We start from the raw sequence: 15,842 nt of genomic DNA, 5'->3' as shown, positions 1-15,842 counted from the left end.
CCGCGATCAACGGGTGGAGTCGAAGAAGCCGGTCTCCAGGTCGTCGATCACGGCGTCGACGGGGTCGCCGCTGACGACGAGCGATCCCCGCCAGGGCGCGCCGAGGGAGAAGAGGAGGGCGAGGCTCAGTCCGACCACGCAGGCGAGGCCGCCGACGAGGAACGAGGTCCGCACGCTGCTGCGGAAGCCGAGGGCACCGGCGTTGGCGATCAACGCCGCCCCACCCACGACCAGGGTGACGACGTAGAGCACCGGGATCTCACGCGCGGCCGCGGCGATGCGCTGCCGCCGATCGCCGGTCACCGCATCCAACGAGACGAGGAGCTCGGTGCTGGTCGGCGTACCCAGCTCGGCGCGGGCCGCCTCCGTCCGCACCACGTGCTCCAACGTCGCGATGGCGTCGGCGACCCCCGCGTCGCCCTCCGCGGCACCTCCGCCGCGCCACTCGGTGGCGCGCGTCGCCCGGAGGTAGTCGCCGAGGGCGTCGTGGATGGGCTCCGACCGGACGCCGGGGCTCGTCGCGGCCCAGGCCAGCCGGGAGGCCGCCGAGGCCTCGTCGGCGACGATGTCCTGCGCCGACTTCAGGTAGTTCGCCTCGCCGGCCAGGGTGAGCGCGATCAGGACCCCGAAGGCGGCTCCGAGGGCGGGCATGAGGGGTGACGCGATGCCCTGCACCTGGTCGTGCTCGTCGGCCGGCACCGCCGCCCGCACCGCGAACCGGGCGCCGAAGGCGATCAGCAGAGCGAAGGCGAGCCAGCCGACGACGAGCACCGCCGCCGGCAGGGAGGTCAACCAGTCCACGCCACCACCTACAGCGCGATCCCGCGGGCGTCGCACGGTGGCGGCACGTCGTGCCCGACGATCTCCAGCTCCTGGTCGATGACCACCAACGTGCGCTCCATCGCCACCGGGCGGAGGCCGCCGACGCCGGCATGGACCGGGTTGTCGAGAAAGTTGAGCAGCAGCAGCATCGCGGTGATCACCGCCACGACCACGCCGATGAGCATCGCCTGGACGACTGCCCGCTCGCCGCTGTCGGCGAAGAAGAGCATGAACACGAAGATGAGGCCGGCGCTGAAGAACAGCACGACCCACAGCGGCGTGGGGATCACACCGACGGCGCCGTGGATCCGAGCGTTGCGCGCCTCCTCCCGGGCCGACGTCTGGTCGAGCCAGTTGTCGTAGGCGGACTGCTCGGTCGCCGTCTGCGGCTCGACCGTCCGGAGCGTGCGGAACAGCTCGACCGCCCAGGGGTTGACCTGCTCCCCCAGGGTCCCGGACTCCATGCGCTCCCACTGCACGCCGGCCACCGAGCGGGCGTAGCAGACCAGCTCACCGGTCAGCTCGCCGGACACCGACGGCGGGAAGAACTGTGCCGTCTCGACCTGCTGCCCGACGGTGAGCGCCTCGTCCTCGGCCCCGGCGCGGGCGGCGTCGTAGCTGGTGAAGGCCAGGAACACGACGAAGCCCAGCAGGACCGCGAAGCCGGTCGCCAACACCCCGAAGACCCCCGCGGCCCGGTCCCCGTCGTGGAAGTAGCTGCCGTCCGGCGCCGTCCGCCGCACCAGCAGCATCGCGGCGATCGCGACGGCAGTCGCCGCGGCGACGGTGAGGATGGCGACGACGAGGTTCATCTCCGTGGCCAGTTGACCCGCGCTCCCCCGCCCCGGCATCACCCCGACGGGGCGAGATCGCGGGATCCGCGGTATCCGCGGCCCGGCCGAGCCGTCAGACCGCCTGGGCCAGCGAGCCGATGAGCACCGCCAGGAGGAAGCCGCCGGTGGTCACCAGGGCGCTGATCGGGCCGCCCTCGCGATGGGCCTCGGGCAGCATCGTCGAGGCGACCATGGTGAGCACGGCACCCGCGGCATAGGCCGACAGCGCGGCCAGGGCACCGTCGCTCGCTCCGTCGAGCAGGGCATAGCCCGCGGCGGCGGTCAGCGTGGAGACCGCCGCCACCGACCACCACATCCGCATGATGGTCCGGGGCGGGCGACCCGACTGGGCCAGGCCGGCAGTGGCCGACAGCGCCTCGGGCACGTTCGAGAGGAAGACGGCGATCACGAACGTGCCGCCCACGCGCCCGCTGTCGAGGAGGGAGATGCCGATGGCGGCGGCCTCGGGGACACCGTCCAACACCGCCCCGAGGACGATGGCCATCGGGTTGCTCGCCTCCTCCCCGACGGGCTCGACGGGCTCGACCTGGGGATCGTCGGGGGACGAGCCGGCACTCCCCCGCTGACGGTGTGGCCGGCCACGTCGGCTGACCAGCAGGTCGCCGCCGAAGAACGTCAGCGCTCCCGCGGTCATGCCCAGCGTGGTCGGCCCGCCGCCGCCCAGCTCGAGGGCCTCCTCGACCAGCTCGAAGGCGACCGAGCTGATGAGCACCCCAGAGCCGAAGGCCATGAACAGGCCGATCGCCCGGGTCGACCACTGCCGGTGCAGGGCCATGAACCCACCCAGCAGCAGCGCCGAGCCGGCGACGAAGCCCCAGATCGCTGCGGCGAGCACGGACTCGACTCCTGGTTGTCCCGGTCAGGCGGTCAGGCGGTCAGGGCTGGCCCGGTCCCGGGCCGGCCGGCACCCCACGCGGGTAACGGGGCGTCGGGTAGCCCGGCTCGACGGGCTGACCCGGCGGGGGCGCCGTGGGCGTGCCCGGCTGCACGCCCGCCGGGGCGAGGTGCTGGCGGCGGCGCAGTGCGACGATCCTCTCGGTCAGCCACGTGATCAGGGCGTGGACCGTGAGGCCGACCATCGAGTACACGATCATGGCGAACAGCAGCGAGACGTCGAGGACCGACTGGTCGGACACCGCCTTGGACGGGAACATGCCCCGGAACGGCTCCATGACGCGCTCGACGTTGCGGTACACCCACCTCGTGAACTCGGCGTCGGTGCTGGCGCCGAACAGCTGGAGGACGAACCCCAGCGTGAGCAGCACCAGGTCGACGATCACCACGACGTAGACGAAGACCACGAGCGCCTTGGCCGCACGCAGCAGCCAGAGCTTGGGCGGCGCCGGGGCCGGGGCCGGAACGGTGGACATCGAAAGCTCCTCGGGTGGTGGGTCCGTCGGGATCAGCGTCAGGCGTCGGCGGTTCGCAGGGGTCATCCGCGGTCCCGCCGGATGCAACGGAACCCCAGGTGCGACGTCGACGTGTCGACCGCCTGGGCCATGCGGGCCGCCGGCCGGTAGCGCCGGCAGTAGTTGGGGGCGCAGAGGTGGGAGCCGCCCTTCATCACCCGGCGCAGGACGGGTGCCTCGGAGAGGTCGGCCTCGTCGGACTGGCCGGCCTCGTGCGGAACGCTCCCGCCGCAGCAGCCCGGGCTCGGGGCACGGTCGCCGTGGTCGACGTACGGGTCGGCGGTCCACTCCCAGACGTTGCCGATCATGTCGAACAGGCCGTAGCCGTTGGGCGGGAACGAACGCACGGGCGAGGTGAGCTCGTAGCCGTCGAGCGCCAGGTTCTCGACGGGGAACTCGCCCTGCCAGGTGTTCGCCATGTGCTTCCCGCCCGGGGTCAGCTCGTCGCCCCAGGCGAACTCGGCCCCGTAGGGACCACCGCCCCGACAAGCCCGCTCCCACTCCGCCTCGGTGGGCAGCGCCTTGCCCGCCCAGCCGGCGTACGCCTCGACGTCCTCCCAGGCGACGTGGACGACCGGGTGTCGCTCGAGCCCGCGCCGCGAGCTCTGGGGGCCGCGGGGATGGCGCCAGTTGGCCCCGGGCACGAGGATCCACCAGAGGTAGACGTCGCCCGGGCCGACCGGCGGGCGGGGCTTGCGGAACGTCGCGGACGCCGGGATCAGCAGATCGGGCCGGGCATCCGGGTAGTCCGCGGCGTCCGGCGGCCGCTCGGCCAGCGTCACGTGGCCGGTCTCGGCGACGAAGCGGCCGAACTGCTCGTTGGTGACGGGGTGGCGGTCGATCCAGAAACCCTCGACCGCCACCCGACGGGCAGGCGCCTCCTCCGGGTAGTGGCGATCCGAGCCCATGACGAACGAGCCGCCCGGGACCCACGCCATCTCGTCGGCGTCGCCGGCGCCGTCGCCGCCGTGGCGCGGCTTCCGGCGTCGGGTGGAGGAGGTGCTCACGTTGCTGCTGACGGGCTCGTCGGGTCGCTCAGCCGGTCACGGGACGACGACGCGCCGCTTCATCGACTCGTACTCGACGTCGTCGATGACGCCGCGGTCGTGCAGGTCGGTGAGCTGGACGAGGTCGCTGGTCGGCGTCGCGGCCGCGGACCGGATGTAGGACTGCATCGCCGCGTCGGTCTGCCGGACGTCCTCGACCCGGTGCTCCCCGATCTTGTGCCCCCGGGCGATCAGGTAGGCGAGCACCCCGAGGTACGGCAGGACGATGATGAACAGCGACCAGATCGCCTTGGCCCATCCGCCCAGGTCACGGCTCCGGAAGATGTCGCCGAAGACCGTGATGACGAGCCAGATCCACAGGAAGAACAACGTGAACCACAGCATCGACAAGAACACTTCGCCGACCTGCCATGTTGCCAAAGTCATCTCGATTTCCCCTTCTGATGAGTCGCTTCTGGTTGGACGAGCCGAGCGGGCTACTGGCGCGCCATGGCGAGCCGGAGACGCTCCTCGGGGGTGATGAGGTGGTCGACGTCCTCGGCGGCCTTGTCGACGTCGATCTGGACCCAGCGCACGCGGCCGTTGAACGGTGTCCCCCCGTGCTCGTCGTCGCTGACCGGGGTGCCCGAGTCGCTCCCGACGTCGGCGGTCTCGTCGGCCGAGAAGACCATCGGCACGGTGGCGTCGATCCGGCCGGCTCCGACCTGGTCGCCGTCGACGAACAGGGCGACCTCGCCGCCCTTGCCGAGCCCGCCACCGTCGTAGGTGAACTCCATGCGCACCTGGTGCTCACCCGCCGGGATCGGCGTGGTGGCCTCGACCTTGAACCTCTGCAGGCCGAAGAGGCTGTAGCAGTAGGCGGGCCGGCCGTCGTTGGCGTAGAGGGACCATCCGCCGAAGGCGCCGCCCTGGGCGACGATGACCCCCTGCGCCCCGCTGCCGGGTACCTCGATCTCGGCGGTCACCGAGTGGGACTTGTTCTTGACCACCAGCAGCGAGTTCTCGCTGAGCCGGCCCATCCCACCGAAGAGCAGCTGCGAGTGTCCCTGGATGAGCTGCGGGCGACCGGCGAGGTCGGCGTTGAACCGCTCGAAGCGGCGGTCGTCGAGGGGCAGCACGTCGTACTTGGCGGCTTCGATGAGGAAGAGCCGTTGCAGCTCGTGGAGCTTGCCGGGCTGCTCGGCCGACAGGTCCCGGGCCTGGGTCCAGTCGTCGGGTCCGTACAGCTCCCAGACGTCGTCGTCGAGCGCCGGCACCTCGGTCACGACCCAGGGCAGGCTGTGCCGGGTCACCGCGGTCCACCCCTTGTGGTAGATCCCACGGTTGACGAACATCTCGAAGTACTGCGTCTCGCGCTGCTCCGGTGCCGCCGCGTTGTCGAAGCTCGCCGCCATGTCCACGCCGTGCAGCGGCATCTGCTGCACGCCGTGCACGAACGTCGGCGCGGGGACCCCGGCGGCTGCCAGCACCGTCGCGGCCACGTCGATCACGTGGTGGAACTGGGTGCGGACCTCGCCCCGCGACGAGAACCCGTTGGGCCAGTGCACGATCGTGCCGTTGCGGGTGCCGCCCCAGTGCGAGGCCACCTGCTTGGTCCACTGGAAGGGCGTGTCCATGGCATGGGCCCACCCGACCGCGTAGTGGTTGTACGCCGCCGGGGTGCCGAAGTCGTCGATCTTGGAGGCCATGAACTCGGCGGTCTCCAGGCCCGCGGCGCCGTTGAGGGTGATCAGCTCGTTGAAGCAACCGTTCAACGTGCCCTCGCCCGACGCCCCGTTGTCACCGATGATCAGGTAGACGAGCGTGTCGTCGAGGACGTCGAGGTCCCGCAACGCGTCGAGGAGCCGCCCGATGTGGTGGTCGGTGTGCTCGAGGAACCCGGCGTAGACCTCCATCTGGCGGGCCAGCACGGGCTTGAGCTCGTCGGGCATGTCGTCCCAGGCGGGGATCTCGGCGGGCTGGGCGGTCAGCTCGGCGTCCGGCGGGATGACCCCCAGCTCCTTCTGACGGGCGAAGGTCTCCTCGCGCAGCCGGTCCCAGCCCTGGTCGAACCTGCCCTTGTACTTGTCGGACCACTCGACCGGCACGTGGTGCGGGGCGTGGGTCGCTCCCGGCGCGTAGTAGACGAAGAACGGCTTGTCGGCCATCAGCGCCTTCTGCTGGCGGACCCAGTCGATCGCCCGATCGGTCATGTCCTCGGTGAAGTGGTAGCCCTCCTCCGGCGTGCGGTCGGGCTCGACGGGCACGGTGTCGCGGTAGAGAGCCGGCGCGTACTGGTTGGTCTCCCCGCCGATGAACCCGTAGAAGTGCTCGAAGCCCGAGCCGGTGGGCCACTGCTCGAACGGGCCCATCGGGCTCGTCTCCCACACGGGGACCTCGTGGCACTTCCCGAACTGCGCCGTCGAGTAACCGTTGAGCTTGAGGGTCTCGGCGAGGGGCGCGGCCTCCTTGGGCCGTACCGAGCTGTAGCCGGGCGCGGAGGTGGCGATCTCGGTGATCCCGCCCATGCCCACCGAGTGGTGGTTGCGGCCGGTGAGCAGCGCCTGGCGGGTGGGCGAGCACAGCGCGGTGGTGTGGAAGCGGTTGTACTTCAACCCGTTGGCGGCCAGCCGCTCGGCGTTCGGGGTGTCGATCGGCCCGCCGAAGGCGCTCGACGAACCGAACCCGGCGTCGTCGACCAGCAGGACCAGCACGTTCGGTGCGCCCTTGGGCGGGCGGAGGGGCTCGATCGGCGGGTACGCGGTGTCGGGGTCCTTGGCGTCGTACGTGGTGAGGCCCACGTAGGCGCGGTCCACGATCGGCAGCGAGAACCGGTTGAGGTCGTTGTCGCGTGTCATGGTCGCGGTCCTCCCGCAGGTCGAAGCATCCTCCCCACCATCCGCCCGACCCGACCGCGTCGCCTCATCCCCTCGGGGTGATCGTCGAGGGCAATCACCCTGGCGGGATGAGCCGGGGACCCCGACGAGGGGCGCACGGTGCACCCGTGGTGGACGGGGACCGGGACGGCGACGGCGACGAGGTCTCCCCGTTCCGACCGCGGGCCGAGCAGCCGTTGCTCCAGCGCACCTTCCCCGTGACGGCGCACGTCGCCCACTACCAGCGCCGGAGCCTGAAGCGCGACGCCGTCGCCGGTGTGACCGTCGCGGCGCTGGCCATCCCGTCGGCCATGGCCTACGCCGAGATCGCGGGCCTCGACCCGATCTTCGGCCTGTACGCGCTACTGCTGCCGGCGGTCGCCTACATGGTCTTCGGATCCTCACGCCAGCTGATCGTCGGACCCGAGGGGGCGCTGGCGGTGCTCGTGGCGACCGCAGTGGCGCCGCTCACGGACGACCCCCAGCGCTACGCCGAGGCCGCGGCGCTGCTGGCGGTGCTGGTGGCGGCGATCTTCGCCGTCGCCCGGCTCCTGCGGCTCGGCTGGGTGGCGGACTACTTCTCCCGCCCCGTGCTCGTCGGCTACATCCACGGCGTCGCCGTCGTGCTGATCGTGGGCCAGCTGGGGAAGATCCTCGGGATCTCGGTCGACGCCGACGACGCCGTGCCCCAGCTCGTCGAGGTCGTCCAGGAGCTGGCTGAGGTCGACGAGCTCACGCTGCTCATCGGCCTGGTGTCGATCGGCGCGCTGCTGGTGCTGCGCCGGCGGGCGCCGAAGGTCCCGGCCGCGCTCGTCGTGGTGATCGCCGGGATCGCGCTGTCGGCAGCGGCCGGGCTGGAGGATCGAGGCGTCGCCGTGATCGGTGACATCCCCTCCGGCCTCCCGTCGGTCACGTGGCCGACCCTGCCGCTCGGCGACGTGCTCACGCTGCTGCCCGCCGCGATCGGCATCTTCCTCGTGAGCTTCGCCGACGGCATCCTCACCGCCCGGTCGTTCGCCGGGCAGCACGGGCAGCGGATCGACGCGAACCAGGAGCTGGTCGCCTTCGCCGCCGCCAACCTCTCGGCGGGCGTCACGCAGGGCTTCCCGGTGGGCGCCAGCGGTTCCCGCACCGCCGTCAACGACCAGATGGGCGGCCGCACCCAGGCCGTCGGGAGCATCGCTGCCCTGGTCGTCGCCGTCGTGCTGCTGTTCCTCACGGCCCCGGTCGAGCTGCTCCCCACCGCGTGCCTCGGCGCGGTCATCGTCGGTGCCGCCGTCGGGCTCATCGAGCCGGACCTGTGGCGGGCCCTGGCCCAGGCCGGGCGTGCGCAGGTCGTCGTGGCGGCGGTCGCGGCCGTCGGGGTGGTCGTGCTCGGGGTCCTCCCGGCTCTGGTGCTCGCCGTGCTGCTCTCGATCGTCGAGACCGTGACCCGCAGCGCCCAGCCCCACGACGCCGTGGTGGGCTGGGTCGAGCGGCTCGGCCGCTACGCCGACGTGTCCGTCCACCCCAGCGCCCGCACCACCCCGGGCATCGTCGTCTACCGCCTCGACGACCGGCTCTTCTTCGCCAACGCCCGCTACGTCAAGGCCCGGGTGGCGGAGGCGATCGCCGGGGCCACGACCCGCACCCACCACCTTGTCTTCGACGCCGAGGCGGTCACCGCGCTCGACGCGTCGGGGGCGGAGGCGCTCGGGGAGCTGCGCCGGTCGCTCGACGAGGACGGGATCGGTCTCGCCGTCGCCCGCCTGAAGCAGCCGGTCCGGGAGGTGTTCGACGCCACCGGGCTCACGGAGGCGATCGGCGCGGAGCACTTCCACCCCACGGTCCGCGCCGCCGTCAGCGCCTACGCGTCGACGGCGACCCCGGGCCCCGACTGTCATCCCTAAGGGGTGACGCTCGGCGACCGGGGACCGCCCATTGTGTCGACGATGGAGCGTCGGGCCGACGTCATCGCCGGGATGACCACGGCGGCGGTGGTGGTGCCCCAGGCCATGGCCTACGCCACCATCGCCGGCCTGCCCGTGCAGCTCGGCCTCTACGCCGGGCTGGTGCCCATGGCGGTCTACGCGGTGCTGGGCACGTCACGCGTGCTGAGCGTCAGCACGACGTCGACCGTCGCGGCGCTCACGGCCACCGCCCTCGTCGCTGCGGATGCGCAGGGCGACCCGGCGCAGGCCACCAGCGCGGCGATCACGTTGGCGCTGCTCACCGGCGCCGTCCTCGCCGTGGGCGGCGTCCTGCGGCTCGGCTTCCTCGCCGACCTGATCTCCGTGCCCGTCCTGGTCGGCTTCAAGGTCGGCACGGGGCTCGTGATCGCCGCCGGGCAGCTGGGGAAGATCCTCGGGATCGACGCCTCGGGCGACAACTTCTTCCAGCAGGTGGGCGCCGCGCTCCGCCACGTCGGCGACGTCGACCTGCCGACCGCGGCGTTGGCGGGTGCCACGATCGCCGGGCTGGTGGTGGCGCACAAGGTTGTGCCCCGGGTGCCCGGCCCGCTGCTCGCGGTCGGGCTCGGGATCGCGGCGGTGTGGTCGCTCGGCCTCGGCGACGACGGCGTCGCGCTGATCACGCCGGTCCCCCAGGGACTGCCGCGGCCGGCGCTGCCGGAGCTCGACGGCAGCGCCGGGCTGTTGGGGCCGGCGGTCGCCATCGCGCTCATGGCCTTTGTGGAGTCGTCCTCGGCGGCGCGATCGTTCCGGCGCCCCGACGATCCGCCGGTCGTCGTCGACCGCGAGCTGGTCGCCCTCGGGGCCGCCAACGTGGCCGGCTCGGCCTTCGGGTCGATGCCGGCGGCCGGGGGCCTGTCGCAGACCGCGGTCAACGAGGGTGCCGGCGCCCGCTCCCAGTCGGCGAGCCTGGTCACCGTGGTCGGCGTGGCCATGACGCTGACGCTGCTGGCGCCGCTGTTCGAGGACCTCGCCCAGGCCACGCTGGGTGCGGTCGTGATCGTCGCGGCCGCCGGGCTGGTCGACGTCGGAGCGCTGCGGCGCCTGGCCGCGGTGCGCCGGGAGGAGCTGGTCGTCGCGGCGCTGGCCGCCCTCGGCGTGCTCCTCTGGGGCACCGTGGCGGGGGTCGTCATCGGGGTCGCCCTGAGCTACCTGCTGCTGTTCCGGGTGCTGGGCCGACCGGCGATCTCCGTCCAGGCGGAGCCCGAGGGGCCGTGGGTGCCGCTCGGGGAGCACCCGGCCTCCCTCCGTCCGGGCCTCGTGGTCGCCCGGGTCGACCTCCCGGTGTACTGGGCCAGCGGACGCCCGGTCGCCGAACGCCTCGTCGCCGCCGTCGACGCCCTGCCCGCTCCGCCCCGTGTGCTGCTGCTCGACTGGTCCAACCAGCCACGTCACGGCAGCACCCTCTTCGCGGTCCACGCCGACCTCGCCGTGCAGCTCGGCCAGCGGGGCGTGGAGCTGTGGATCGCCGGCGACCTCGCCGCCGCCGCCCACGCGCCGCCCGGGGGCGACGACGGCATCCGGCACTTCGCCTCCCTGAGCGAGGCCCTCGCCGGCTACGGCGCCTCGCCCTAGTCATCCCGAAGGGATGATCCCGTCGCGCCGATCGAGGCGGACGATGCGTCGGCAGTGGTCGACCGACGAAGGGGAGTCCCCAGATGGACGACGTCACGGATGTCGACGAGCTCGGGCCCGTCGACTGGATCGTCATCGAGTTCCCGGGCAGCAAGTTCAACGGGGAGATAGCTCCCGCGCTCGTCGATCTGGTCGAGCGCGACCTGGTCCGGGTGCTCGATCTGCTGGTGCTGAAGACGGAGACCGACGGTTCGGTCGAGGCGTTCGAGCTGTCCGACCTCGACGTCGGTGAGCTCGGTGCGCTCCGGTCCTTCGAGGAGGGGCTGGCGATGCTGCTGAGCGAGCAGGACGTGGAGGCCGTCGCCGCCGCGCTCGAGCCCGGCAGCTCGGCCGCGGTCCTCGTCTGGGAGAACACCTGGGCCGCGCCGTTCGGGGCTGCGGTCCGCCACTCCGGCGGGCAGCTCGTCGCCGGCGGCCGCATCCCGATCCAGGCGCTGCTCGCCGCGGTCGAGGACGACGAGGACGAGGACGAGGACGAGCCCGACGACGACGAGCCCGACGACGACGAGCCCGACGAGGTCGACGAGGTCGACGAAGTCGACCAGGAAGACCGAGGAGACTGAGATGCCACTCGCAAGACGCCGCATGCGCCGGGCCGCCGTGCTCGGACCCGCGCCGGTCGCCCGCACCGCGGCCACCGTCGCCACCGCCGCCGTGGTCACCCGGGGCGTCCGCCGGCGGTCGACCCGTCGCACCGTCCGCCGGGTCGGCCGGCGGTTCTGAGGCGCCGGTCCTCGTTGCCGTTGTTCACCTCGTTGCAGGGCTACGACCGGCGCTGGTTGCGCAGCGACCTCGTCGCCGGGCTGACCGTGTGGGCGGTGCTCGTACCCGAGTCCCTCGCCTACGCGTCGATCGCCGGGGTGTCCCCGGTGATCGGGCTCTACGCGGCACCTCCGGCGCTGATCTTCTACGCGCTGTTCGGCAGTTCGAAGCACCTGGTGACCGGGCCGATGTCGGCCACGGCGGCGCTCTCGGCCGCCGCCGTCGCCGATGTCGCGGTCGGCTCCGACGACGTCGTGGCGCTGACGGCCGCGCTGGCCGTCGTCACCGGGGCGTTGGCGCTGCTCGCCGGGCTGCTCCGCCTCGGCTTCCTCGCCGGCTTCATCTCCGAGCCGGTCATCAAGGGCTTCATCGTCGGGGTCGCGTGCACGATCATCGTCGGCCAGGTGCCGAAGCTGCTCGGGATCGAGAAGGACGGCGAGACCTTCTTCGAGCAGCTGTGGCACGTGCTCGGCAACCTCGGCGACACGAGCGCGGTCACCGGCGCGGTCGGTGCCGGCTGCCTGGCGGTGGTCCTGGTCCTGCGGCGCGTCGCGCCCGTGATCCCCGGCTCGCTCGTGACGGTCGCGCTCGGCGTCGTCCTCGTCTCGCAGTTCCACCTCGACGACCACGGGGTGGCGATCGTCGGCCCGATCGAGAGCGGGCTGCCGTCGTTGGGCACGCCCGACGGGCTCGACCTCGACGAGTACCTCGCGCTGGCCGGCGCCGCGGTCGGCGTGATGCTGGTCGGCTTCGCCGAAGGGCTGGGCGCCGCGAAGACGTACGCGGCCCGGGACCACTACGAGATCGACCCCAACCGGGAGCTCCTCGGGCTGGGCGCCGCCAACCTGGGCGCCGGGCTCTCGCAGGGCATGGTCGTGAACGGCAGCCTGTCGAAGACCGCGGTGAACGGGTCGGCCGGCGCGCACACCCAGCTCTCCGGCCTGCTCGTGGCGGCCATGACCGTGGTCACCCTGCTGCTCCTCACCGGCCTGTTCGAGGACCTGCCGGAAGCCACGCTCGCCGCCGTCGTCATCGCCGCGGTCGTCGAGCTCGTCGACTACCGGACGCTGGTCGAGCTCTACCGGCTCTCGTCCCGCCGGCTCCGGGCCATCTACGGCGTCGCCGCCCGACCGGACTTCATCGCCGCCGTAGCGGCGCTGCTCGGGGTGCTCGTCTTCGGCACGCTGCCGGGCCTGTTCATCGGCGTCGGCGTCTCGCTGCTCCTGCTGCTCTACCGGGCGTCGCACCCCCACGTCGCCGAGCTGGGGAAGGTGCCCGGCACCGACGACCAGTACGCCGACCGGGACCGTCACCCGGACAACGCCGCGCTCCCGGGCCTCGCCGTGCTCCGGGTGGAGGGCGGGCTGTTCTTCGCCAACGCCGACGCCGTCCGCCGTGCCATTCAGGCGCACGCGGCCGAACCGGGCGTGCGGACGGTCATCCTCGACGCCGAGTCGATCCCCGCCGTCGACGTCACCGCCGTGAAGATGCTGGCCGAGCTGACCGACCAGCTCGAGGCCGGCGGCGTGCAGCTGGTGATCGCCGGGGACCTCGGGCAGGTGCGGGACGTCCTGCGTCGGGACGCCGCGGCGGTCGAGTCCCTCGACCGGGTGTACCCCTCTCTCCAGGCCGCCATCGAGGCGACGACCACAGCGACATGACCGACCGCCCGGCGAGAGCCACCATCGACCCGACCGTGAAGCGATGGCTACAGGCCCTGCTGTGGGCCGGTGTCGCGGTGCTCCTCGTCGCCGAGCTGATCGACGACCTGCGGCTCCTCCGTGGTCGGCTCGGCCATCACGTCACGTCGTGGTGGACCCGCGTCGAACGCCGCGAACGACGTGGGGCACGCCACACCCAGATGGCCGCCCTCGCCAGACGCATCGACCGCCGACCTCAGCGGTAGAGCACGACAGCGGGTATTGCTAACACTCACGTCATCCGTCACAATGCCGGCACAACCGGGGGGAACCGTTGGGGGGAAGCGTGATGGTGAGCCCGTTCGACCGCGCCCGCGCCCTGGGCGTCGTGCTGGCGCTGGGCGCCTGCGTGGCCAATCCGATCGTCACCACGTCCCCGACCGCGCCCGCCCCGGCGCCGTCGACCGGCGACTCGGGCGAGCTGCTGTACGTCACGGAGGGGAACCGGCTGCGCCGCCTCGAGGTCGACACCATCGGCACCGGCACCCTGGCCGAGGACGTGCTGGTGGAGTCGGCCGGCGACGACCCCGACCACGGCCGGGACATCAACGGCCAGATCTGCCAGCGTCCCGACGCGCCGGGCGGGTTCATCGGCGGCGAGGACAGCGGGCAACCGCACCCGCCCGCCGGCTGGGGCGTGTTCGACGCCGCCGGCACCCAGGTGGGCAAGCTGACCGCGACCTACCACACGGACGGCCCGGAGCCGCACGGCTGCGCCTTCGCCCCCGACGGGACCCTGTTCACCAGCGAGGTCGGCTTCCAGGGCTTCGGCACCGCCAACGGCCAGCTGATCCAGTGGTTCCCGCCCCACGACCGGTTCCCCGGCCCACCCGGTGCCTATCCGGACACCGACGAGGCGTCGACCACCTTCTGCAAGCTGGCCGGCGACCTGGGGACGGCCGGGTCGGTGGCCGTTGACCGGCAGGGCCGCGTCTACGTCTCGCAGTCGTCGGGCCTGCGCATCGACCGCTTCTCGCCGCCCTTCCCGACCGGGCCCGACGCCGCCGGCGGCTGTGGGGCGACCGACGCCACCGGTGCGCCCGTCGCCGATGCGGTGCAGCGCGAGGTCTTCGCGACCGCCGGCGACGGCATGCTCACGTTCTCCGGCCTGGCGCTCGCCCCCAACGGCAACCTCTACGCCGCCAGCGTGCTCACCGGAGGGATCGCCGAGTACGACCTCGACGGCAACCTGGTGCGGTTCCTGCTGGAGCCGCACGGCACCGAGTTGCCCGCGCCGACCGGCAACCCGCAGGGCATCGCCGTCGGCGCCGACGGCACCGTCTACTACGCCGACCTCGACCTGGTGGGAGCCCTGCCCGACGTCGGTCCCGGCCCCAACGGCAAGGTGCGCCGCATCCGGTTCGACGCCGCCGGCGACCCGCGGCCGCCCCAGATCGTCCGGCAGGGTCTGGCGTTCCCCGACGGTGTCGCCCTGCTGCCCGGCGACCTCGAGCCGGACGAACCGCCGCTCCCCCTCGAGTGGCCGACCCTGGCCGGCGGCCACGACCGCCAGTTCTTCAACCCCGACGAGACGAAGCTCACGCCCGCGACCGCCGGCGGGCTGGTCGAACGGTGGCGCTTCCGGACCGACGCGGTCGTCACGTCGTCGCCCAGCGTGGCCACCGTCGACCTGCCGGGGCCGCACGCCGGCCCGACCCGCCTGGCGTTCTTCACCTCGTGGGACGGGTTCGTCTACGCGCTCGACTGGTCCACCGGCGCCGAGCGCTGGCGCTTCGCCTGGGAGGCCCAGCCGGGGTCGTCGTTCCCGGCGTCGGGATCACCGACGATCGCGGACGTCGCCGGGCAGCGCACGGTGTTCGTCGCCGCCGGCGAGACCATGTACGCGCTCGACGCCGCCACCGGGGCCGAGCGGTGGCGCTTCGCCGCCGGTACCGGCTGTCGCGACGCCGCCACCGGCGCCGCCCCGGGACTGTGCTCGTTCGACCGCGAGCGCAACCAGATCGAGAGCACGCCCGTCGTGGCCGACGGCCTGGTCTTCTTCGGGATGGACGTCAACGACGTGGCCACCGGCAAGGGCGGCTTCTACGCCGTCGATGCCGTCAACGGGACACTGCGGTGGTTCTTCGACCCCGAGAGCGGCCTGGTCTGCCGCCCGACCTCGTCCGACGGGATCCGCCGGTTCGACGGCTACCACTCCGAGGCCGAGCTCGGCCTGCCGCCCGGCTTCCTGGCCACGAGGAGCGGTTGCGACGCCCCGCGCACGCCGAACGGGTGCGGCAACATCTGGTCGGCGGCGGCCTTCGATCCCGACCGCCAGCTCCTGATCTTCGGCACGAGCAACTGCGACACCGACGACGATCCGGCCACGCCGGTCCCGGCGCCGCCCATGCCCGCCTACGACGAGGCCGTCGTCGCCCTGTCGGTCGACGGGACCCCGCAGTGGCGCTGGCGGCCCCGGGAGGTCGACAACGACGACCTGGCCTTCGGGGCGGCGCCCAACCTGTTCAGCCTCACCGTCGGCGACGAGGTCCGCGACGTCGTGGGCATCGGCGGCAAGGACGGCACCTACTACGTGGTCGACCGGGAGGGCGAGAACGTCCGCAACGGCGTGGCCTGGGACGACGACGACCCGGCGGACCTGCCCTACTGGCAGACCAACGTCGTGCCCGGCGGGGCCGTCGGGGGCGTCATCCAGACCGCCTCGGTCGACGAGGCAGCCCGCCGGGTGTACTTCTCGACCGCTCCCGGCGAGGACGTCCTCGATCCGCAGCGGCCGACGGTGCACGCCCTCGACCTGGACACCGGCGCTGTCGTCTGGCAGAACACCGAGACCAGCGGCCTGCCCGCCGACGCGAGCTACGGACCGACCAGCGCCGTGCCCGGGGTCG

The 15,842-nt window shown here is 72.7% G+C and carries 14 protein-coding genes; 7 read left to right on the top strand and 7 right to left on the bottom strand.

Going from position 1 to position 15,842, the window contains the following annotated elements:
• Positions 1–6: 6 nt before the first annotated feature.
• The 7 genes from VK611_06540 to VK611_06510 form a co-directional block, all read right to left on the bottom strand.
• Positions 7–801 (bottom strand): hypothetical protein, encoded by a 795-nt coding sequence (locus VK611_06540; protein ID HMG40968.1) that lies wholly within the window; start codon positions 799–801, stop codon positions 7–9.
• A gap of 8 nt (positions 802–809) precedes the next feature.
• Positions 810–1,634 (bottom strand): hypothetical protein, encoded by an 825-nt coding sequence (locus VK611_06535; GenBank protein HMG40967.1) that lies wholly within the window; start codon positions 1,632–1,634, stop codon positions 810–812.
• Between the two features lie 94 nt (positions 1,635–1,728).
• Positions 1,729–2,511: a ZIP family metal transporter gene (locus VK611_06530; protein HMG40966.1), complete on the bottom strand. Its 783-nt coding sequence runs from the start codon at positions 2,509–2,511 to the stop codon at positions 1,729–1,731.
• Between the two features lie 40 nt (positions 2,512–2,551).
• Positions 2,552–3,046 carry a hypothetical protein gene (locus tag VK611_06525; protein HMG40965.1) on the bottom strand — a complete coding sequence of 165 codons (495 nt, stop codon included), beginning with the start codon at positions 3,044–3,046 and terminating at the stop codon, positions 2,552–2,554.
• A 62-nt stretch (positions 3,047–3,108) separates the two neighbouring features.
• The gene (locus VK611_06520; GenBank protein ID HMG40964.1) at positions 3,109–4,092 is read right to left on the bottom strand and encodes a formylglycine-generating enzyme family protein; all 984 of its coding nucleotides are present in this window, start codon (positions 4,090–4,092) and stop codon (positions 3,109–3,111) included.
• Between the two features lie 36 nt (positions 4,093–4,128).
• A complete protein-coding gene (locus VK611_06515; protein HMG40963.1) occupies positions 4,129–4,518 on the bottom strand; it encodes a PLDc N-terminal domain-containing protein in 390 nt (129 codons plus the stop codon).
• Positions 4,519–4,568: 50 nt separating this feature from the next.
• On the bottom strand, positions 4,569–6,929 hold the full coding sequence (locus VK611_06510) for an arylsulfatase (protein HMG40962.1): 2,361 nt from the start codon (positions 6,927–6,929) through the stop codon (positions 4,569–4,571).
• A gap of 146 nt (positions 6,930–7,075) precedes the next feature.
• On the opposite strand from VK611_06510, the gene sulP (VK611_06505) reads away from it, so the two are divergent.
• The 7 genes from sulP (VK611_06505) to VK611_06475 all read left to right on the top strand — a co-directional run.
• The gene (sulP, locus tag VK611_06505; protein ID HMG40961.1) at positions 7,076–8,836 is read left to right on the top strand and encodes a sulfate permease; all 1,761 of its coding nucleotides are present in this window, start codon (positions 7,076–7,078) and stop codon (positions 8,834–8,836) included.
• Positions 8,837–8,878: 42 nt separating this feature from the next.
• Positions 8,879–10,471 (top strand): SulP family inorganic anion transporter, encoded by a 1,593-nt coding sequence (locus tag VK611_06500; GenBank protein ID HMG40960.1) that lies wholly within the window; start codon positions 8,879–8,881, stop codon positions 10,469–10,471.
• A gap of 83 nt (positions 10,472–10,554) precedes the next feature.
• Positions 10,555–11,094, top strand: a complete 540-nt coding sequence (locus VK611_06495; GenBank protein ID HMG40959.1) for a DUF6325 family protein — start codon at positions 10,555–10,557, stop codon at positions 11,092–11,094.
• A gap of 1 nt (position 11,095) precedes the next feature.
• Positions 11,096–11,254: a hypothetical protein gene (locus VK611_06490; protein ID HMG40958.1), complete on the top strand. Its 159-nt coding sequence runs from the start codon at positions 11,096–11,098 to the stop codon at positions 11,252–11,254.
• 14 nt (positions 11,255–11,268) lie between these two features.
• On the top strand, positions 11,269–12,954 hold the full coding sequence (sulP, locus tag VK611_06485; GenBank protein HMG40957.1) for a sulfate permease: 1,686 nt from the start codon (positions 11,269–11,271) through the stop codon (positions 12,952–12,954).
• 35 nt (positions 12,955–12,989) lie between these two features.
• Entirely contained in the window at positions 12,990–13,199 is a 210-nt protein-coding gene (locus tag VK611_06480; protein HMG40956.1) for a hypothetical protein, read from the top strand.
• A gap of 83 nt (positions 13,200–13,282) precedes the next feature.
• Positions 13,283–15,842: PQQ-binding-like beta-propeller repeat protein (locus VK611_06475; protein HMG40955.1), on the top strand; the 2,560-nt coding region annotated here is incomplete at its 3' end.

This window comes from Acidimicrobiales bacterium, assembly GCA_035316325.1.
Lineage (GTDB): Bacteria > Actinomycetota > Acidimicrobiia > Acidimicrobiales > VFJN01 > DASXTK01.
This window is presented reverse-complemented; position numbering and strand designations above follow the sequence as displayed.

Coding starts and splice junctions, on each gene's coding strand:
- VK611_06535 (HMG40967.1), bottom strand. CDS start 1,634: ATGAACCTCGTCGTCGCCATCCTCACCGTCGCCGCGGCGACTGCCGTC.
- VK611_06525 (HMG40965.1), bottom strand. CDS start 3,046: ATGTCCACCGTTCCGGCCCCGGCCCCGGCGCCGCCCAAGCTCTGGCTG.
- VK611_06515 (HMG40963.1), bottom strand. CDS start 4,518: ATGACTTTGGCAACATGGCAGGTCGGCGAAGTGTTCTTGTCGATGCTG.
- VK611_06510 (HMG40962.1), bottom strand. CDS start 6,929: ATGACACGCGACAACGACCTCAACCGGTTCTCGCTGCCGATCGTGGAC.
- VK611_06500 (HMG40960.1), top strand. CDS start 8,879: ATGGAGCGTCGGGCCGACGTCATCGCCGGGATGACCACGGCGGCGGTG.
- VK611_06495 (HMG40959.1), top strand. CDS start 10,555: ATGGACGACGTCACGGATGTCGACGAGCTCGGGCCCGTCGACTGGATC.
- VK611_06490 (HMG40958.1), top strand. CDS start 11,096: ATGCCACTCGCAAGACGCCGCATGCGCCGGGCCGCCGTGCTCGGACCC.